This is a genomic window from Acinetobacter sp. CAU_H_60, assembly GCF_058599385.1.
Genome location: NZ_CM178653.1, coordinates 2,428,186 through 2,447,316, shown reverse-complemented (window position 1 = coordinate 2,447,316; position 19,131 = coordinate 2,428,186). Strand labels below are relative to the sequence as shown.

Genomic DNA, 19,131 nt, shown 5'->3' with positions numbered 1-19,131 from the left:
GGCTTTGTTTTAGAGTGCCGTGACAAACAGTTGTGCAAGTGTTACGAGCAGCGCCGTATATAACAGGGTACCACCCAAGATATAGCTCAATACTTTTAAGGGCCGAATCATCTCAGCTGATTTCACTGTTTCATCTTGCATGATGAGCATCCTTTTTAATCTAATATTTCGATTGATTTATTTTATTTAATTCATTCAATGAATTTAAATTGAAAATATAGATGTACTTGGTCGTTTTTTATTATCAATGCAAGTTGGACATGAACAGTATAAAATGAGTTTAATTCGTGGATATTCCCTGTATCTTGTTTAGGATTTAGTGACCTTTTTATGAACTCGACTGTACAAAATCAATCACCTGAGATACAAGGTTTTGCAAAATTCTTTCTTTATACAAGAAAAACGACTTCTGCATTAGCAGCCATCAGCCAGGGGTTTTATCTGGTTTACCGTCATGGTTTGTATAAAGATCCGAATAATCCGAACAATACCCGATATGTGCAGTATTTCTGTCGCCAGTTGTGCAAGGTATTTAATATTGAGGTTCAGGTCCATGGCGTGATTCCACGTGAGCCGGCATTATGGGTGAGCAATCATGTGTCCTGGCTGGATATCGCCGTTTTGGGTTCAGGCGCGCGGGTGTTCTTTCTGGCCAAAGCTGAAATTGAAAATTGGCCAATTCTAGGCAAGCTGGCTAAAGGCGGTGGTACCTTATTTATCAAACGTGGTTCAGGAGATTCAGTCAGAATCCGTGAACAGATTACCGGCTTCCTGAAACAGAATATTCCGGTCCTGTTTTTTCCTGAAGCGACCACATCTGATGGACGTTCAATTAAAAAAATTTATGGACGTATTCTGGGTGCGGCAATTGAAGCGCGACGTCCGGTACAAATCTGCCTGATCTGTTATGTGAATCAGCAGGGTGAGCTGGATATGGTGGCGCCTTTTATTGGGAATATCAGTTTTGCCAAGCATGTACAGAATGTTCTGGAAATGCCTAAAGTAACAGCTCATCTGATGGCCTTGCCGGCAATTGCGACCGAAGGGCATACAGTAGAAAGTCTGACTGCACTGGTGCATGAAAATATGCTGGAGGGTTTGCAAAGGTTGCAAGCCAAAGTTTTAAAAAAGCCTCATTAAGAGGCTTTTTTATTAGAAATACTCAGAGATATTCATTACATAAAACCTTCGATCGGGAGTATCGACAGGAATTTTATTGAGGCTTTTTGATACCACTTCATGCCCGGCTCTTTTTTAAAGGTCTTTGTTTCACCTTTGGCATTGCGGATTTTCCAGTTAATGTTCTGGTTGGCATCCAGAACCAGCTTATAGGCATACTTGCTTAAATTCTTGTCCATGGTTTCATGTACTGCACGGGCCAGATTAGGACTATTTAGCAATACGCCAATTTCAGTATTCAAATAAGCTGAGCGTGGATCGAAATTAAAAGAACCAATAAATACCTGTTTCTGGTCAATGGCCATCAGTTTGGCATGCAGGCTGGAACGGCTCAGGCCTTTTAAGCTAACCTTCGCTTTTTGTGCCAGCTCTTCAGTATTGGCATTCAGGTTGTCGGCATCTGGCGCGGCCAAAAACTCATAAAGTTTTACATCATTTTCCAGTAGTTCCTGACGATATTTGGCATAAAAAGCATGGACCAGTGGCACGTCATTGGCCTTATAGGAATTGGTCAGTACTCGCACTTTGACATCTTCTGAAGCTAGTTTCTTGAGACGTTCTGCGCCCTGTTTTTCCGGTACAAAATAGGCCGACACGATATCCACACTTTCTTCCGGTTTTTCCAGATGCTGTAATAACTGGAAGTTCAAGTGATCTTCAGTTTTAGCCTTTGACTTGATTTTACTTGGTGGATCTTTGACGACTTCAGCGTCTACCCAATCAAGTTGAATGTTGTGTTCCAGCCATTTATCGAAAGCCTGTGAACGATTGGCCAGATTCAGGTAGTTCTGGATTGCAGTATCATGGCTATATTCTTCCAGCTGCTGTTTCAGGCTCGGGAAACGGAGTCCGTGATGGCGAGGATTAACAATCTGCCGAACCGGATAAGCATAATCATCATTCCAGTATTCATCAAAAGAATGAATGATTTCATCAGAAGCGGCACCGACCAGCATCACATCTACATCAGAAAATTGATAACTGTCACTGACGTTATAATACTGGTTACTCATATTACGGCCGCCAATCAGGGCAATCTGGTTATCGGCAATAAAGCTTTTGTTATGCATGCGGCGGTTGATCCGTTTTAGATCCAGCAGCATATCCATGGCACGGTATTTACGGAAACGGTAGGGGTTATACAGTTTGACCTCAATATTCTGGTGCTGATCTAGTGCCAGATAAATACCTTCCATTTTCTTGGCATTGTTGTCGTCCATCAGTAGACGGACTTTTACGCCACGATCTGCCGCCTGAATGAGGGCATGCAGAGCCAGTGCACCAATACGGTCGTTATCCCAGATGTAATATTGCAGGTCCAGACTGCGTTCTGCTTTATTAATCAGCTGGATACGTGCAGCGAGTGCTTCGAGCGGATCTGGCAACACGTGATAACCGGTCAGGCCAATATTCTGCCGACGTAAGGGCTCAACAATCTGGGCCAGACTGGTTTGCGAGGTATCCGTTTCAAATGCCATTCGGCTAGGTTGTTCGGTTTGCGGAGGCAGCGTACTGCAAGCAGGAATGCCGAGTACCAGGCTGCAGCTCAGTAAAATGCCAGCTTTATAGCGATAAGCTTTTGATAAGCCAGAAGGTTTTGAATGAGCGGAAGCGTGGGGAGCATTTACCATAAACATCAAAGACTGAAAAATTTGGATTGAGTATAATTGCCAGCTATGAAAAGATAAATATAAAGCCACTAATCAGCTCCTCGACTCGACAAGGCAAATCTATGTGGGATACCAGTTCCGTACTTTTTTATTTTTATCTAGGCATGGCCATTCTTGCTGTTTGGGCAGTGTATCAGGCCTGGTCGAGTCAGTCGCGTACAGAAACCATTCATCCCTTTAAAGCGTTTTGTCACCTGCTGGCTTTCTATCTGGCCTATTTGCTGATTCCGCTGGTGTTCTTCAGTATTTATGCAGGATGGATGGGCTACTATTCGATTCATGAGTCTATTTTTATTTTCGTGATTAGTGCCGTACTCAGTTATGCGCGTTTTATCGAGCCGCATTTGATTAGGGTCGAAACCACGCCTTATCAAATCAATCCTCAACAGAAACTTAAAAAACCGGTACGGATTGCCCTGATTGCAGATTTACATATTGGCCTGTTTTCCGGACATGAACGTCAGCTAAGACAGATTGTACATAAGCTGAATCATCTGAAACCAGACTTGGTGGTGGTCGCAGGGGACTGGACCTATGAACCTGAAAATAAACTGGCTCAGGAGCTGGCGATCTTAAAAGAAATTCATGCGCCAGTATATTCGGTGACAGGGAATCATGATGAACAGTATCCTGGCCCGCCTATTCAGGAATTGCTTCGTTATGCGCTGGAAGTGAATCAGGTCATGGACATTGAAGGGCAGATTGTCGAGTTTGATGAATTTCGTCTGCTCGGGGTAGGGGATCTGTGGGCTGGAAAAACAGATATGCGCGCAATGCCGGATCTGCCTCAAGACAAACCTTGGGTGATTCTGTCACATAATCCAGATACCGTGGATATGGTGCCGAAATTGCCCACACGACCACTGATGCTTTCTGGGCATACGCATGGCGGACAGGTCGAGTTACCTTGGCTGACGGATTATGTGATGAAAAAGGTTTCCATTCTGGGCCATAAAAAAGGTCTATACCGGCATGAACATGCAGATGTATTTGTGACTGTGGGAACTGGCATGGTAGGGGTACCATTTCGTTTTCGCGTACCACCAACCATTGATATTATCGAATTGGTCTAAAAAACTGATTTATTCACTGCTGTTAAAGCAGTAACCAGAGCACAATAATAATCAGTAAAATCACGGCTGCGGTGATCCAGATTTTCTTTTCAATCTCACGCCCAGGCACACGTTTGCCGACTTGCTGTGCAGCCACCTCAGTATCTTTGGCGATGCTGAGATTGGGATGATCTGGAACTTCTAAAGGGGCGGTCACCACCGGAATATTTTCATCTGCATCATCAGTAAAGCGTGGGCCAATATTGCCTTCATTGTCCCGATTCAGCGCCAGATCATGCTCACGGACAATTTCATCAATGACCTGTATCGCCTGTGATTCATCTAAAGCTGTATGCGTCCGGATATAGCGAATGGCGTCCAGTTTTTTATCATCCTCTAGCAGAATCACAATATCCACCAGCTGTTCTTGAGTAAGTTGCTCAATAAGATCCTGCATCACTTTGCCTCATTCTCTGGCTTTATTTATTTGATTGTTCCCGAAATATCCGCAAAGAAGTAGCAAGTTTTTGTTGTGAAATCATAAAAAAGCCAGCATGAACTGCTGGCTTTGATTGAGATGACTTAATCTGTCAAGATCCTTAGATCTGATTGTTTACATCATCATTTTTAGTTTCACGGATCAGCAAGAATGCAAGCAATGACAGGATAGAGGCTGCTGTGAGGTAATAACCTACTGCAGATAAGCCATAAGTTGTTGCCAGTTTGGTTGCAATCAATGGCGCGAAAGATGCACCAAAAATACCTGCCAGGTTAAAGGTCAGGGCAGAACCGGTATAACGCACTGAAGTCGGGAAGATTTCAGACAATACGGTACCAATCGGACCATAAGTCAGACCCATGATGGCCAAGCCGATACATAAGAAGAAGAACACTACCAGTGTGCTGCCTGATTCAAGCATATCAGCAAAGAAGATACCGAAAATAGCAGAGACTACACATACCGCGATTGAAGTTGTCTTACGACCAAATTTTTCTGCAAGAACTGCTGAAAGTGGAATAAATGCAGCAAAGCACAAAGTTGCAACTAATTGCAGCTGAAGGAATTCTTCACGTGTATAGCCGAGCTGTTTAGTACCCCATTGCAATGCGAATACAGTCGTCAGGTAGAACACCACGAATGTACAGATCGCAGCGATGGTACCCAATACCAGCATTTTAGAATGCTTTTTGAATACTTCGAAGAAGGGTACATTCACTTCTTTCTGCTTTTTCAACACGTTCTGGAATGCAGGAGTTTCATGCAATTTCAAGCGAATCCATAAACCCATAATCACCAGTAGGGCACTAGAGATAAATGGAATACGCCAGCCCCATTGCATGAACTCTGCTTCAGACATGAATGCGCCAAGCGTCAAGAATGAACCTGTTGCCAGAATGAAGCCAATTGGTGCACCAAGTTGCGGGAACATACCGTACCAGGCACGTTTGCCTTCCGGCGCATTTTCAGTTGCCAGTAGAACCGCACCTGACCATTCACCACCTAAACCAAGGCCTTGACCTAAACGGCAAAGAGCCAGCAATAATGGCGCAGCAATACCGATTTGTGCATAAGTTGGCAATAAACCGATGGCAACGGTAGAAAGACCCATGGTCAACAAGGCCGCGACCAGTGTCGCTTTACGTCCGATCCGGTCTCCCAGATGACCAAAGAGTGCAGCACCGATTGGACGGGCAATAAAGGCAATCGCAAAGGTTGCCAGCGACTGAATAGTCGCAGTCATAGGATCTGTACTTGTAGGGAAGAACAGATAAGGAAAAATAATAACGGCAGCTGTGGCATAAATATAGAAATCGAAGAACTCGATTGTAGTGCCTACTAAACTTGCTGTTAAAACACGAAATTTTGAATTGGTTGCTGTAGTTTCTGTTACAGCGATAGAATCTGAAGACGCCATGAATAACCTTACACTTACTAAAAATAAAAAACTTAGTTTTAAAAGCGTAATCTTTTTAAAAAAGGCGTAATTTTTTAAAAAAACAACTGCAATCTTCTCGTTTCAACTCGCTCAGGGTCACTGAAATGAAGAAATGAGATGATTAAATCACGTAAAGATAGATAGACAGAAAATGTGATCCTGCGCCTATCAATACAAAAATGTGCCAGATAGCGTGGGTATATCTTACTCTTTTTAAAGCGTAAAACAATGCACCTACGGTGTATGCTAAGCCACCAATGATCAGAAAGGTTAAAGATTGAGCACTTAAGTACTGTTGCATATCGTCCATAACCAGTAGTGCCAACCATCCCATGACCAGATAAGCGACCAAAGAAAGTTTCTGGAAACGGTTGATGAAAATGAACTTGAATAGTGTTCCAAGTACAGCAATCACCCACAAAGCAATCAGTAAATACTGGGCTTTGGCTGTTGGAATCGCAATCGACAGGAACGGGGTATAGGTACCTGCAATCAGGTAATAAATCGCCGTATGATCAACTTTTTTATAAAAATAGCGTCGGTCTGCAGCAGTGGACATATGGTAGAGCATCGAAGCGGAAAACAGCAGAATCATGCTGAAAGCATAGACCCAAAGCCCGATCCATTGTCCGGCACTCAAATAAGAGCCTTTAATAATCAATAAAATACCAGCAATCAAAGCCAGCGCAGCACCGAGGCCATGACTAATATAATTAATCCGTTCCTCATTGTGATCATAATCTGGAACTAGGGGAGCATTCTGCATGATTGTCATTCTTTTTAAATATACACTTGTATAATAATTCAATTTTGCTTTTAAGTTAAGAACAATTAAACTTGAGCAGCAATTCATATCAGGTTTTTCTTATGTCGACATCGACTTCTCTCTCGGTTCAGGAACAACAATTCTTGGAGGCTTTTCAGCAAGCCTTTGAAACTGATTATTTTGATCGTCTGATCTTGAGTCAGTATAAAGGTGAACTTGAACAATTGGAAAAAATGACCTTTAGAGTCATTTCGCTCAATAAGCAGAAAGTCTTGAGCTGTGTCTATCGATACAAGACTCAGGATGTCACCAAAAACTATCCTTTGCATGAAGCCCTGACTCAAGTAACGGAATTATTGGCCTGTTGCAAGCAAGCGAACCTGTTTACCGATCAGGAAGAATTGCAGCTGAAGAAAAACAAGAAAAAGGCCATGCTGACACGAAGTAAAGCCAAACCTGTCCCTACAAAGGCAAAAGCTGATCAAGGCCATGACCGGGTTAAACAGCGTTATGTCGATCAGGACAGTGTATTCCTACAGCATTTAGGAATTACGGATCAGCAAGGTCAGATCATTCCGAGCATGGCACGTAAATGGAAACAGATTAATAAATTTGTCGAGATTTTCTCAGGTGCACTGGCTCAAATCCAGCCGCAGGGACAAGGATTACGTATCGTTGATTTTGGTTCAGGTAAGGGATATTTAACCTGTGCGCTGTATGACTATATGCAAAAACATGGCCAGACGCCGTATGTCACCGGCGTAGAGCTAAATCCGAAAATGGTCGAGTTCTGTCAGAATGTTGCACAGCAATCCGGTTTTAATCAGCTGGATTTCTTCCAGGGTGATGTGCGTACCTATGAACCGGAACGTCTGGATGTAATGATCGCTCTGCATGCCTGTGATGTAGCGACCGATTTTGCGATCCATAGCGGTATACGCCTGAATGCACAAATCATCATGTGCGCTCCATGCTGTCATAAAGAGTTAAGACCGCAATTACAGAGTCCGAAAGTGCTGTCGCCAATGTTGCAGTTTGGCATCCATGCTGGGCAGCAAGCCGAAATGTTGACGGATACCATTCGTGCCTTATTGCTTAAGGCTTATGGTTATGAAACCAAGGTCTTTGAATTTGTGGCCCTAGAACACACCAGTAAAAATAAAATGATTCTGGCGACCAAACGGAAGGATTATGAACAGCCAGACCAGGCTGTTCTCGCTCAGATTCAGGCATTGAAAGAGATGTATGGGATTCAAAAACATTCACTAGAATTGTTATTGAATAACCAGTGGGATCAGCAGGGAATTGGTTCTAAATGCTAGACAATAAAAATCTTAAAATCATGTCAGGCAGCTGGGAAAAGTTAGCTCAAGATGCAAAAAAAATTCGTGAAGCTGTGTTTATTCAGGAACAGCATATTGCTCCCGAAGATGAATGGGATGCTGAGGATGCAATCTCTACGCATTTTGTGGCTTATTTACAGGATCAACCCGTCGCGACTGCACGCTTATTAAAGAATCATAGTATTGGTCGTGTAGCTGTGTTGCGGTTGGCACGTGGTACAGGCATCGGCCAAAAGATCATGCAGACTGTGATTGATCAGGCCAAGGCAGAGCAACGTAAATTCGTAAAGCTTTCTTCACAGGTACATGCGATTGGCTTTTATCAGAACTTGGGTTTTGATGTGCGGGGTGAAGAATATCTGGATTGCGGCATTCCACATATAGATATGTATCTCAGCTTAAAAGACTAAAAAAATAAAAAAGCGAGGAAAACCTCACTTTTTTAAATTTGATCTTGGAACTGTTTAGTGACCATGAGCCGTATTTTCGTCATGGCTAGCATTGTCCATTTGTGCATGTTCTTCAGTAGACATATTGTGCTCTTCCGCACTCGTCTGATGAGATGAAGAGGTAGCCTGACGAGCTTCACGGTCAGCCTGTGCTTTGGCTAAAGCTTCTGGAGACATCGCAGGTGCATTCTTAAAAGCATGCTGCTGGGTATTTTCTTTCTTTTGCTGGCTTGGCATGTAGTCTGGTTCATTACTGACCGCAAGCCAGAAAAACAACATAAATAATCCACCTAAAATACAGAAGATAATCAGTGCTTTCCAACCCCAAGGTGATTTTTCAGGTGAACTGTGATCAGTCATATGCATGTACCCATCGTGGATGTCTAACTCATGTAACTTTATAACATAAATTGCCTGGAAAGCAGATCAAAATCTGTCATTGATTGAATTCGATAGACTTCGAGAGTTTATCGCGTCGCAATAAAAAAAAGAGGAGTTAAGCTCCTCTTTTTTTTAGATTCAGTTTTTAAAAGCGCTGACCTTCAGCAACTTTCTGTTTGAGTAACTGTGGCGCTTTGAAACGTTCGCCATATTTATGTTCCAGGATTTCAGCACGATTCAAGGCCTTGGTTAAACCATACTGGTTCAAGAACTGCACAGCACCTCCCGTCCAGGCAGCAAAACCAATTCCAAAGATTGAACCAATATTGGCATCGACCACTGACTCCAGCACACCTTCTTCCAGACAGCGTACGGTATCCAGCGCTTGAACAAACAGGAAGCGGTCTATCATTTCCTGTTCAGAAATATCCACTTCTTTATACCAGTGCTCCAAGCCAGACCACAGCTGCTTTTTGCCACCTTCAGGATAATCATAAAAACCTGCACCAGCAGCTTTGCCTTTACGGTTAAACTCATGAATCATGGTTTGTATCACGGCATCCGCATCGGTGCTTGGACGTTCTTTGCCTTGTGCAGCCAGAGCCTTACGGGTTTCTGCAGCTACATGCTCAGAAAGCGTCAGAGAAACTTCATCCTGAATGGCTAATGGACCGACCGGCATACCGGCTTTCAGCGCAGCCATTTCAATACGGGCTGGATGCACCCCTTCCGCTAGCAAACGTAATCCTTCCTGTACAAAGGTACCAAAGACACGGCTGGTAAAGAAGCCACGGCTGTCATTCACTACAATCGGTAGCTTGCCAATCTGCTGCACAAAGTCAAATGCCTTGGCCAGTGTTTCTGCTGAAGTATTTTTCCCCTTAATGATCTCGACCAGTTGCATTTTATCGACTGGGCTAAAGAAATGCAGACCGATAAAATTCGCCTGATTCTGAGAGGCTTGAGCTAGGTCACTGATGGGTAGAGTTGAGGTATTGGATGCCATTACACCGTTGGCTGATAAATATTGTTCTGCTTCCTGAGTAACTTTGGCTTTGAGTTCCTGATTTTCAAATATTGCTTCAATGATCAGGTCACAACCTGCTAAATCTACTGCTTCTGTCGTGGTTTGAATCAGACTTAAAATCTGATCACGTCTTTCGGCTGTTAAGCGGCCTTGAGCCACTTTTTTATCCAGTAATTTCTGGCTATAGGCTTTGCCTTTTTCAGCAGCTTCGACCGAAATATCTTTCAGTACCACTTGAATGCCTTTGCTGGCAGTGACATAGGCAATACCTGCACCCATCATGCCTGCACCCAAAATACCTACTTTAGTGGCTTTCCATGGCGCAAAGTCTTTAGGACGACTGGCACCTGATTTAATGGCATTCATGCCATGCCAGAATGTACCGATCATGTTCTTGGAAATCTGGCCGGTAGCGAGATAGGTGAAATAACGCGACTCAATTCTTAGCGCAGTATCGACATCAACCTGAGCACCTTCAACCGCAGCGGAGAGAATAGATTCTGGTGCTGGATAACAACCCTTGGTTTTATCACGCAGCATCGCAGGAGCAATAGCCAGCATCTGCGCAACGGCAGGTGAAGAAGGAGAGCCCCCCGGAATTTTGTAACCTTTTACATCGAAAGGCTGTTGGGAGTGCGGATGTTGTTTAATCCAGGCTACAGATTTTTCAAGTAATTCATCTAGCGATTCAGCTGTGTCATGTACCAGTCCCAAAGACTTGGCTTTTTCTACACCGAACTGTTTGCCTTCCATCAGCAAAGCTAAGGCATTTTGCAGGCCTAGCAGACGAACCATACGGACAATACCACCACCGCCTGGCAGCAAGCCTAAAGTGACTTCAGGTAAACCAAACTTAGTCTTGGCATCATTCAGGGCAATACGATGATGGGCACATAAAGCGATTTCCCAACCACCACCGAGTGCGGTGCCATTTAAAGCTGCCACCAAAGGAATGCCACGCGTTTCGATATAGCGTAATTTGGCTTTCATGTCTTCAATCATATTGAAGAATTCAGTGGCATGTTCAGGCGTCGCCTGAATCAGCTCATCCAGATCACCGCCAGCAAAGAATGTTTTTTTCGCTGAACGGAAAATAATTCCGGCAATCTGTTCATCAGCCTGTAACTGGGCAACGACTTCTTCCAGAGCCGCGCGAAAGTCGGCATTCATGGTATTGGCGGACTGGTTCGGAGAATCGAAGGTCAGAATGACAATGTGATCTTCAGTTTTTTGATATTGAATTGCGCTCATGCTGATCTCCTTATACCAACTCAATAATGGTTGCGATGCCCATACCACCACCCACACACAGGGTAGCCAGTCCACGTTTCTTAGCTTGACGTTCCAGTTCATCCAGTAAAGTGCCTAGAATCATGGCGCCGGTCGCACCAAGTGGATGTCCCATGGCAATGGCACCACCATTGACATTGACTTTGGCAGGATCAACTTTCATTTCATTGATAAAGCGCATCACCACAGCAGCGAAAGCTTCATTGACTTCAAACAGATCGATGTCATCAATGGTGAGTCCAGCTTTGGCTAAAGCCTTACGTGCAGCCGGGGCAGGGCCGGTCAGCATAATGGTTGGATCGGCACCAACCAGTGCCGTTGCCAATACCTTGGCGCGTGGCTTGAGATTTTGCTGTCGGACTGCCTGTTCGGAGGCAAGTAATACGACTGCTGCACCATCCACAATGCCTGAAGAATTACCCGCATGGTGTACATGGTTTACAGAGCCTACTTCCGGATATTTCAGTAGAGCGATAGCATCAAAGCCCATCTGGCCCATCGTTGCAAAACTTGGCTTTAATGCACTTAAGCCTTCTGCAGTTGTTGTCGGTTTAATGAATTCATCTTTGTCTAGAATCACGACGCCAGCTTTATCTTTCACTGGAATAATAGATTTATTGAAATGACCATTCGCTTGGGCTGCTGCCGCTTTCTTTTGTGATTGCTCGGCGAATTGATCTACATCTGTACGACTATAACCATCAATGGTCGCGATCAGGTCAGCCCCGATGCCTTGTGGAATAAAATCGCAAGCCATATTGGTTTCAGGATCTAATGCCCACGGGCCGCCATCAGAACCCATCGGAACGCGAGACATGGATTCAACACCACCCGCAACAACCAGATCTTCCCAACCAGAACGGACTTTTTGTGCTGCCAGATTTACAGCTTCCAGACCCGAAGCACAGAAACGGTTGATCTGAACGCCAGCCACATCATTGTCCCAGCCTGCGGCAATTGCAGCAGTTTTGGCAATGTCTGCACCCTGATCACCGATTGGAGTCACACAGCCCAGCACAATATCATCCACCTGAGATGTATCCAGGTTATGGCGTTCTTTCAGTTCATTTAAGAGCGTAGTCAGTAAACTAATTGGTTTAACTTCATGTAATGATCCGTCTTTTTTTCCCTTTCCGCGTGGCGTGCGAATGGCATCAATAATATAGGCCTCGCTCATACAATATCCTTTTCTTGCTTTACTGAAATTGTTCTAATGCTTCGAGTGTAATGATTAAATCTTGAAGTGCAATGACGAGAACGGACCAGATCATTTGAGCAATTTGGTCAGTCTTGATGGATTAAAAAGCAGGCATAAAAAAGCCCAAGTCTGGAGCTTGGGCTAGGGGCTTGTAGCGCTTAATAAACGATACTTTTCAAGTATACAATTTTATAGCAAGGTTTTTAATGGTAACCGTGTAACTGACGGTATAGGCCTGGTGTTACCCCTGTCCATTTTTTGAAAGCACGGTGGAAAGTACTGGTTTCACTAAAGCCGACCTGTTGTGCAACATCTTCCAGAGTCAGATCCGGATTAAGCAATAAATGAATTGCGGCATCACGGCGCAGTGCATCTTTTACGCCCTGATAGCTCTTGCCTTCGGCAGCAAGACGGCGACGCAGGGTTTGTGGGGATAGATAGAGCATCGATGCAACATCGTTTAAGGTCGGCATTTCTTCACCGATCTGGCTCTTCAATACATCCCGGATCCGCGAAGTCAGCGAGTTGGTATTTTTAAATTTAACTAGAAGTTGAGCAGGTGCTGCTTTCAGGAATTCTTCCAGAGTTTCTTCATTCTGGCGAATTGGCAAATCCAGATAATCCGCTGCAAAGGTAATTTCAGTACGCGGCATATCGAACTGCATCACAGGTGCAAAGAACAGCGCATCGTATTCATCTGCATGCGCAGGGCGAGGGTAACTGAAATGTACACGTTCCAGCGGCAGACGACGTTCAATTAACCACGATGCCAGACCATGCCAGATCATCAGCATGCTTTCGGTAATAAAGTGTTCCGGATCCATCGAATTTGGAATCAGAGGAACCAGACGCGCTTCATGCTTGTCACGCTCCAGGGTTACAGACCAGTCGTCACCAAAGAGTTTGTAGAATTGAGAAGAAAGCTCGAGTGCATCGCCCAGCGTTTTGGCATGGATGATCAACTGGCACATAATCGCGAAAGTGCCCAGACGACGCGGCTGTTTGTCAAAACCCACATGTTCGTCCTGGGTCACCATCCAGAGCATCTTGATAAAACGGGTATATTGTTCAGGCGAAATACGGGCCTTCGGCTGATGCAGAAGCTCGGCTTCAATCCCAACGTGAGACAATAAAGTATCGACATCCATGCCCAGGCGCTTAACGCCGTATAAGGCTGCATTGACGAAATGGATACTGATCGTATCACGACTCATGTTTAATCCTTCAGTCTCTTTAATGTTCACTAATATTTGACCTAAATGACAAAAAATAAAAAATCAATGGCAATTTACAAGAATCCAATTACCATTTTCTTACATGTTAAATTGCCGAAACTATCAAGGTAAATGGCTGAACATGACATTGTTTTTGGGCATTTATGTTCTTATGATGAGACAAAAAGCGATATAAATAGAGTAATAACTCCAATGTCATATGCATTAAAAGGTTTGAAAATATTAGATTTTTCTACACTATTACCCGGTCCATTTGCCACATTATATCTTGCAGACATGGGTGCAGAAGTTGTGCATATTGAATCACCCACACGTCCTGATCTGGTGCGTTTAATGCCACCTTTTGCACATGGACAGGCCACAACGCATAATTATCTGAACCGAAACAAACATTCTGTCGCACTGGATTTAAAGAATCCCCAGCATATTGAACAGATCAAATCCCGAATTGCAGATTATGACATTGTCGTAGAACAATTTCGTCCAGGTGTGATGCAACGGCTTGGCCTGGATTATCCAACACTCAGTGCGCTCAATCCACGCTTAATCTATTGCTCGATTACTGGTTATGGTCAGACTGGCCCTTATAAAGATCGGGCAGGGCATGACATTAACTATTTGGCTTTATCTGGGATTGCCGGACATAGTGGCCGGATCGAAAGCGGACCACCAGCAATGGGAATCCAGATTGCCGATGTTGCGGGTGGCTCCATGCATGCGCTGGTTGCCATTCTGGCAGCGGTGATTGAGCGGCAGAGCAGTGGTCACGGACAATATATTGATATTTCCATGACCGATTGCGCGGCGACATTAAATAATATGGCAGCTTCTGCCAGTTTGGCGGGTAATCAGCATCAGCAGATAGAATCCGGTTACTTAAATGGCGGTACCTTTTATGACTATTATCAGACTCAGGATGATCGCTATTTATCAGTAGGCAGTCTGGAGCCTCAATTCATGCAAGGTCTGGCACAGTTGCTGGATTTGCCGATCATTCTGGAAAAAGGAACTTCTTTCGCACCTGAAGATCATGCTTTAGTGAAACAGGCGATTCGCGATAAAATCAGATCCCAACCTCTATCTCACTGGCAAGCCCTATTTTCTCAGGCAGATTTCTGTGTCGAACCAGTACTACAGCTTGATGAAGCCCTACATTCTGAGCTGGCGCAGCAACGTGAATGGGTGGTACAGGTGCCAGTTAAAGTAGATCAGCGGGAGCAAACTGAAGCTCAACTGGCTTGTCCAATCAAGTTTTCAAGATCAACTATGCGATATCAATTTATTGGTCAGGCTTTAGGCGAAACCAAAGAGTGGTAATTGAACGACTTTCTCATTTTGGTTTATGAAAAAAAACTGCTAAAGATTTAAAAAATAAATCATTCACGTTAAAAATCAGAGGAAGCTGATCTAAAGCTTTATATCATTGAAAGTTTGCTAGGCTTATCAATAAAATCGCTATGAAATATGTATAAAAAGCATTTTATTGATAGATTCAATGTCGTTATCCTTGCCGACGATATAATAGAAACTACTAGCTGTACGCCATGTATTTATATACTGATTTCGATCAGCAACTGATTAATGAACGTGTTGCACAGTTCCGTGACCAGACGGAACGTTATTTAGCGGGCAAATTGACGGAAGATGAATACCGTCCGCTCCGCCTTCAAAATGGTCTTTATGTACAACGTTATGCGCCAATGTTGCGTATCGCAGTACCTTATGGCCTGATGAATTCTAAACAACTTCGTAAAGTGGCTGATCTGGCGAAAGAGTATGATCGTGGCTATGCACACGTTTCAACCCGTCAGAATATCCAGTTTAACTGGCCTGCACTAGAGAACGTGCCTGATATGCTGGCTGAACTGGCAACCGTGCAAATGCATGCGATCCAGACTTCAGGGAACTGTATCCGTAATACTACCACCGACCAGTATGCAGGTGTGGTGGCAGGTGAAATTGCAGATCCACGTCCAACTTGTGAATTGATCCGTCAATGGTCAACTTTCCACCCGGAATTTGCTTTCTTGCCACGTAAGTTCAAGATTGCGGTATCTGCGCTGGAAGAGATTGACCGTGCGGCAACTTCATTCCACGATATCGGTGTTTATATTGTGAAAAATGAAGCAGGCGAAATCGGCTATAAAATTAAAGTCGGTGGAGGTTTGGGGCGTACGCCAGTAATTGGTAGTTTTATTCGTGACTTCCTGCCACGTGAAGACCTGATTGCTTATCTTGAAGCGGTACTACGTGTCTATAACCTGCACGGCCGTCGCGACAACAAATACAAAGCACGTATCAAGATTCTGGTAAAAGCACTGACGCCTGAAGTTTTTGCTGAAAAAGTTGAAGCCGAATTTGCGCATACTGTTAAAACGTTAAAAATTGATGCTGAAACACTGGCGAAAATGGATGAAAACTTTACTCCATTTGATTACCAAGATTATGCGGATGAAGACTTCACTGAACTGTTTGCCCAGTATCCTAAGTTCAAGCAATGGTTCAACATCAATACCAATGCACATAAAGTGAAAGGTTATCGTATTGTCACGATTTCACTGAAACGTGCGGGTATTGCACCGGGTGATATGACCACTGAAGAGATGAACCTGATTGCAGACCTTGCCGACAAGTACACCTTTGGTGAACTGCGTACGACCCATGAACAAAACATTGCGCTGGTAGATGTACCACAAAAAGACCTGTTCGAATTGTGGCAGACGCTGGATCAGCATAACCTGGCACGTGCGCATATCGGTTTCTTGACTGATATTATCTGCTGTCCAGGCGGTGACTTCTGCTCACTAGCAAATGCGAAATCTATTCCAATTTCTGAAGCAATTTCACGCCGTTTTGATGATCTGGATACCATTTACAACTTGGGTAAACTGGACCTGAACATTTCAGGTTGTATGAATGCCTGTGGTCATCACCACGTGGGTAACATCGGTATCTTGGGTGTAGACAAAAAAGGTGCTGAATTCTACCAGATCACTTTAGGTGGTAATGCAGATCATGATGCCTCTATTGGCGATATTCTTGGACCATCATTTGCTGCAGAAGTGGTGCCAGATATCGTAGAAGAAATTCTGAATACTTATCTTGACTTGCGTCAGGATGGTGAAGAGTTTATCGATACTTATCGTCGTGTCGGCATTCAACCATTCAAGGAGCGCGCATATGCTTAATACCGCACTACAAGTGCTCTCTAAAGATGGCACAATTGCAGATAACACTTACCAGCTAATTGGTGAAGATGGTGTATTGCCACAGGGTGATGTAGTTCTGACTGTGGATCAGTTAGACCAGATTGCCAATATTTCTGGTAAAAAAGCATTGTACTTAACGGTTGATGCTTCACCTGAAACTAATGAATTTCCGCTTGAGCAACTTGATGCGATTTTGATTGAGTTTGCAGGTTTTAATGATGGTCGTGGTTATTCATTTGCTGCATTGCTTCGCCGTCAAGGTTTCCAGGGTGAGCTGCGTGCGACTGGTGATGTGTTCAAAGATGTCTTGAACTACATGAAGCGTTCTGGTTTCGATACTTTTGTCATTAAAGAAGGTAAAGATATTCAGGAAGCCGCTGCAGGTTTGGGTGATTTCACTAATCCGTACCAAGCTTCAACAGCAGTACCAACACCGAATTATCAAACTGGGGCTTAATTCGCCTTCAACTAAAAAAGCCTCCATCTGGAGGCTTTTTTGTATTTAAATCTTAGGGTGCACGTTCTTCAAGTAGGCAGTTAATCATCCATTGCACTCCGAATTGATCCGTAAAGGCACTATAAAGCGCACCCCAAAAGGTTTTTTCTAAAGGTATTTCGATTTGACCATTCACCGATAAAGCTTCATAGAGTCGTTTGGCTTCATCCTGTTCATTGGCACTTAAAATAATCGCAATATAGTGATTAGTACCCTTACTAAATGCTGGTGTATTTTCAGTACAGAGTTTGTCATTGATATCAGAGCCCATGAGCTCTGTGTATTCATTAATTGGAAGTGAGATATGCAAAATCAGATTTTTTTCTTCATCTGATAAATCAATTCCTTGCTGTCCAGGCGTATCTCCATAGCGGGTTAGACTGGAAAATTCACCACCGAACACTGAGCGATAAAAGGTAAAGGCAGCTTCAGTTTCACCCTGAAAATTAAGATAGTGATTAAGTCGCATGCAGGCTTCCTTTTCTTGTTTTGAATCCCTTTAATTTACGCCTTGAATTGAATTTGATTGATAAAGAAGCTTTATGAAAATGTAAGTAAAAAAATTTACTTTAGAGGTGGATTATAAAAAAATGAAATATTTATAAAATAAAAAGAGGGCTATAAAAGCCCTCCCTGCTACTTGATTATACAAGAATTAGATCAGTTCGATTGCGACCGCAGTTGCTTCACCACCGCCAATACATAGCGCAGCGATACCACGTTTACCGCCTGTACGTTTCAATGCATGGATCAAGGTCAGGATAATACGTGAACCTGTAGAACCAACCGGGTGACCGAGCGCACATGCACCACCGTTGATGTTGACTTTTTCAGGATCAAGTTTGAACTCATCCATTGGACACATGGTGACCATGGCAAACGCTTCATTGATTTCCCAAAGGTCAACTTCCTCAGCTTTCCAGCCAGTTCTATCCAGAACTTTCTGAATCGCACCCACTGGCGCAATCGTGAATTCAGATGGATGCTGGGAGTTTGAAGCATAAGCGATGATTTTAGCCAAAGGCGCTAAACCTTTAGCCGCCGCATTGTCGCTTGAAGTCAGCACAAGGGCAGAGGCACCGTCTGAAATTGAGCTGGCATTTGCTGCCGTAATTGTCCCGTCTTTTGCAAAAGCAGGACGTAAAGTGGGAATCTTGTCAATATTGGCATTGAAAGGTTGTTCGTCCTTATCAACGACCACATCGCCTTTACGGGTGGAAACAGTGACTGGCACGATTTCATCAGCGAAGTAACCTTCATTGACTGCAGTTTGAGCACGTTTCAGTGAGCGGATTGCAAATTCATCCATCTGTTCACGTGTATAACCTTTGCTATTTGCCATATCTTGAGCAAATGAACCCATCAGGCGACCAGTTTCGGCATCTTCCAGGCCATCTAGGAACATATGATCCTTGATTTCACCATGACCCATACGGAAACCGCCACGCGCTTTTGGCAATACATATGGCGCATTGGTCATGGATTCCATACCACCAGCAACTACATAAGTTGCAGAACCTGCCTTAATCATATCTGCCGCTTGCATGACTGCTTTCATGCCTGAACCACATAATTTATTAATGGTGACGGCACCTGTAGAATCAGGCAGACCCGCTTTACGCATCGCTTGACGGGCAGGGCCTTGTTTTAAACCTGCCGGGAGTACACAACCCATAATGACTTCTTCAATATCGGTTGGCTGCAAGCCTGAACGCGCAATCGCTTCTTTGATGGTGGCAGCGCCCAGCTCAGGTGCAGTAACGCTAGCTAGGCTGCCTTGAAAGCCGCCCATCGCTGTACGTGCACCATTGACAATTACGATGTCAGTCATTGTTATATCTCCCTATAAGTTTTGATCATTTTTTCTCGAACCTAAGCAGTATATTGAAAAAAGTACAG

Annotated in this window: 18 protein-coding genes; 7 read left to right on the top strand and 11 right to left on the bottom strand. The window is 43.9% G+C overall.

Annotated elements, in window-relative coordinates:
• Positions 1-9: 9 nt before the first annotated feature.
• A complete protein-coding gene (locus AC4MBN_RS11525; protein ID WP_004785224.1) occupies positions 10-141 on the bottom strand; it encodes a hypothetical protein in 132 nt (43 codons plus the stop codon).
• Between the two features lie 189 nt (positions 142-330).
• Between AC4MBN_RS11525 and AC4MBN_RS11520 the strand changes: the two genes are divergently transcribed.
• Complete coding sequence (locus AC4MBN_RS11520; RefSeq protein ID WP_491880243.1) at positions 331-1,140, top strand: lysophospholipid acyltransferase family protein; 810 nt, start codon at positions 331-333, stop codon at positions 1,138-1,140.
• Positions 1,141-1,175: 35 nt separating this feature from the next.
• Here the strand turns inward: AC4MBN_RS11520 and AC4MBN_RS11515 are convergent, their stop codons facing one another.
• Complete coding sequence (locus AC4MBN_RS11515; RefSeq protein ID WP_491880242.1) at positions 1,176-2,810, bottom strand: phospholipase D family protein; 1,635 nt, start codon at positions 2,808-2,810, stop codon at positions 1,176-1,178.
• A gap of 101 nt (positions 2,811-2,911) precedes the next feature.
• On the opposite strand from AC4MBN_RS11515, the gene AC4MBN_RS11510 reads away from it, so the two are divergent.
• Positions 2,912-3,922, top strand: a complete 1,011-nt coding sequence (locus AC4MBN_RS11510; protein ID WP_491880241.1) for a metallophosphoesterase — start codon at positions 2,912-2,914, stop codon at positions 3,920-3,922.
• A gap of 22 nt (positions 3,923-3,944) precedes the next feature.
• Here AC4MBN_RS11510 and AC4MBN_RS11505 read toward each other — a convergent pair whose 3' ends face one another.
• The 3 genes from AC4MBN_RS11505 to trhA form a co-directional block, all read right to left on the bottom strand.
• Complete coding sequence (locus AC4MBN_RS11505) at positions 3,945-4,358, bottom strand: hypothetical protein (protein ID WP_419375262.1); 414 nt, start codon at positions 4,356-4,358, stop codon at positions 3,945-3,947.
• Between the two features lie 142 nt (positions 4,359-4,500).
• Positions 4,501-5,817 (bottom strand): MFS transporter, encoded by a 1,317-nt coding sequence (locus tag AC4MBN_RS11500; protein WP_180003873.1) that lies wholly within the window; start codon positions 5,815-5,817, stop codon positions 4,501-4,503.
• Between the two features lie 142 nt (positions 5,818-5,959).
• On the bottom strand, positions 5,960-6,604 hold the full coding sequence (gene trhA, locus AC4MBN_RS11495; protein ID WP_180179941.1) for a PAQR family membrane homeostasis protein TrhA: 645 nt from the start codon (positions 6,602-6,604) through the stop codon (positions 5,960-5,962).
• Between the two features lie 101 nt (positions 6,605-6,705).
• Between trhA and AC4MBN_RS11490 the strand changes: the two genes are divergently transcribed.
• Together AC4MBN_RS11490 and AC4MBN_RS11485 are read left to right on the top strand one after the other, a co-directional pair.
• Positions 6,706-7,926, top strand: coding sequence for a class I SAM-dependent methyltransferase (locus tag AC4MBN_RS11490; RefSeq protein WP_491880240.1), 1,221 nt, complete (start codon positions 6,706-6,708; stop codon positions 7,924-7,926).
• Positions 7,920-8,357, top strand: coding sequence for a GNAT family N-acetyltransferase (locus AC4MBN_RS11485; RefSeq protein WP_491880239.1), 438 nt, complete (start codon positions 7,920-7,922; stop codon positions 8,355-8,357). Before AC4MBN_RS11490 ends, AC4MBN_RS11485 begins: the two co-directional genes overlap by 7 nt.
• Before the next feature lie 54 nt (positions 8,358-8,411).
• Here AC4MBN_RS11485 and AC4MBN_RS11480 read toward each other — a convergent pair whose 3' ends face one another.
• The 4 genes from AC4MBN_RS11480 to AC4MBN_RS11465 form a co-directional block, all read right to left on the bottom strand.
• On the bottom strand, positions 8,412-8,756 hold the full coding sequence (locus AC4MBN_RS11480) for a hypothetical protein (RefSeq protein WP_419364701.1): 345 nt from the start codon (positions 8,754-8,756) through the stop codon (positions 8,412-8,414).
• A gap of 166 nt (positions 8,757-8,922) precedes the next feature.
• Positions 8,923-11,055, bottom strand: coding sequence for a 3-hydroxyacyl-CoA dehydrogenase NAD-binding domain-containing protein (locus tag AC4MBN_RS11475; RefSeq protein ID WP_491880238.1), 2,133 nt, complete (start codon positions 11,053-11,055; stop codon positions 8,923-8,925).
• Between the two features lie 10 nt (positions 11,056-11,065).
• Complete coding sequence (locus AC4MBN_RS11470; RefSeq protein WP_491880237.1) at positions 11,066-12,271, bottom strand: acetyl-CoA C-acetyltransferase; 1,206 nt, start codon at positions 12,269-12,271, stop codon at positions 11,066-11,068.
• 224 nt (positions 12,272-12,495) lie between these two features.
• Positions 12,496-13,506: an AraC family transcriptional regulator gene (locus AC4MBN_RS11465; protein WP_004785199.1), complete on the bottom strand. Its 1,011-nt coding sequence runs from the start codon at positions 13,504-13,506 to the stop codon at positions 12,496-12,498.
• Positions 13,507-13,719: 213 nt separating this feature from the next.
• Between AC4MBN_RS11465 and AC4MBN_RS11460 the strand changes: the two genes are divergently transcribed.
• The 3 genes from AC4MBN_RS11460 to AC4MBN_RS11450 all read left to right on the top strand — a co-directional run bounded on the left by AC4MBN_RS11460 (position 13,720) and on the right by AC4MBN_RS11450 (position 17,193).
• Positions 13,720-14,844, top strand: coding sequence for a CaiB/BaiF CoA transferase family protein (locus tag AC4MBN_RS11460; RefSeq protein ID WP_491880236.1), 1,125 nt, complete (start codon positions 13,720-13,722; stop codon positions 14,842-14,844).
• Between the two features lie 227 nt (positions 14,845-15,071).
• Positions 15,072-16,715, top strand: coding sequence for a nitrite/sulfite reductase (locus AC4MBN_RS11455; protein WP_180003868.1), 1,644 nt, complete (start codon positions 15,072-15,074; stop codon positions 16,713-16,715).
• On the top strand, positions 16,708-17,193 hold the full coding sequence (locus AC4MBN_RS11450) for a DUF934 domain-containing protein (RefSeq protein WP_491880235.1): 486 nt from the start codon (positions 16,708-16,710) through the stop codon (positions 17,191-17,193). The genes AC4MBN_RS11455 and AC4MBN_RS11450 overlap by 8 nt, the downstream gene beginning before the upstream one ends.
• Positions 17,194-17,245: 52 nt before the next feature.
• Here the strand turns inward: AC4MBN_RS11450 and AC4MBN_RS11445 are convergent, their stop codons facing one another.
• Positions 17,246-17,701 (bottom strand): VOC family protein, encoded by a 456-nt coding sequence (locus tag AC4MBN_RS11445; protein ID WP_491880234.1) that lies wholly within the window; start codon positions 17,699-17,701, stop codon positions 17,246-17,248.
• Between the two features lie 186 nt (positions 17,702-17,887).
• Entirely contained in the window at positions 17,888-19,063 is a 1,176-nt protein-coding gene (locus AC4MBN_RS11440; RefSeq protein ID WP_491880233.1) for a thiolase family protein, read from the bottom strand.
• Positions 19,064-19,131 lie beyond the last annotated feature (68 nt).

Excerpts from the sequence above, each read along its gene's own strand:
- AC4MBN_RS11520 (WP_491880243.1), top strand. The coding sequence starts at position 331 with ATGAACTCGACTGTACAAAATCAATCACCTGAGATACAAGGTTTTGCA.
- AC4MBN_RS11485 (WP_491880239.1), top strand. The coding sequence starts at position 7,920 with ATGCTAGACAATAAAAATCTTAAAATCATGTCAGGCAGCTGGGAAAAG.
- AC4MBN_RS11505 (WP_419375262.1), bottom strand. The coding sequence starts at position 4,358 with ATGCAGGATCTTATTGAGCAACTTACTCAAGAACAGCTGGTGGATATT.
- AC4MBN_RS11480 (WP_419364701.1), bottom strand. The coding sequence starts at position 8,756 with ATGACTGATCACAGTTCACCTGAAAAATCACCTTGGGGTTGGAAAGCA.
- AC4MBN_RS11500 (WP_180003873.1), bottom strand. The coding sequence starts at position 5,817 with ATGGCGTCTTCAGATTCTATCGCTGTAACAGAAACTACAGCAACCAAT.
- AC4MBN_RS11475 (WP_491880238.1), bottom strand. The coding sequence starts at position 11,055 with ATGAGCGCAATTCAATATCAAAAAACTGAAGATCACATTGTCATTCTG.
- AC4MBN_RS11510 (WP_491880241.1), top strand. The coding sequence starts at position 2,912 with ATGTGGGATACCAGTTCCGTACTTTTTTATTTTTATCTAGGCATGGCC.
- AC4MBN_RS11465 (WP_004785199.1), bottom strand. The coding sequence starts at position 13,506 with ATGAGTCGTGATACGATCAGTATCCATTTCGTCAATGCAGCCTTATAC.
- AC4MBN_RS11490 (WP_491880240.1), top strand. The coding sequence starts at position 6,706 with ATGTCGACATCGACTTCTCTCTCGGTTCAGGAACAACAATTCTTGGAG.
- AC4MBN_RS11460 (WP_491880236.1), top strand. The coding sequence starts at position 13,720 with ATGTCATATGCATTAAAAGGTTTGAAAATATTAGATTTTTCTACACTA.
- AC4MBN_RS11515 (WP_491880242.1), bottom strand. The coding sequence starts at position 2,810 with ATGGTAAATGCTCCCCACGCTTCCGCTCATTCAAAACCTTCTGGCTTA.
- AC4MBN_RS11450 (WP_491880235.1), top strand. The coding sequence starts at position 16,708 with ATGCTTAATACCGCACTACAAGTGCTCTCTAAAGATGGCACAATTGCA.
- AC4MBN_RS11455 (WP_180003868.1), top strand. The coding sequence starts at position 15,072 with ATGTATTTATATACTGATTTCGATCAGCAACTGATTAATGAACGTGTT.
- AC4MBN_RS11445 (WP_491880234.1), bottom strand. The coding sequence starts at position 17,701 with ATGCGACTTAATCACTATCTTAATTTTCAGGGTGAAACTGAAGCTGCC.
- AC4MBN_RS11440 (WP_491880233.1), bottom strand. The coding sequence starts at position 19,063 with ATGACTGACATCGTAATTGTCAATGGTGCACGTACAGCGATGGGCGGC.
- trhA (WP_180179941.1), bottom strand. The coding sequence starts at position 6,604 with ATGCAGAATGCTCCCCTAGTTCCAGATTATGATCACAATGAGGAACGG.
- AC4MBN_RS11470 (WP_491880237.1), bottom strand. The coding sequence starts at position 12,271 with ATGAGCGAGGCCTATATTATTGATGCCATTCGCACGCCACGCGGAAAG.
- AC4MBN_RS11525 (WP_004785224.1), bottom strand. The coding sequence starts at position 141 with ATGCAAGATGAAACAGTGAAATCAGCTGAGATGATTCGGCCCTTAAAA.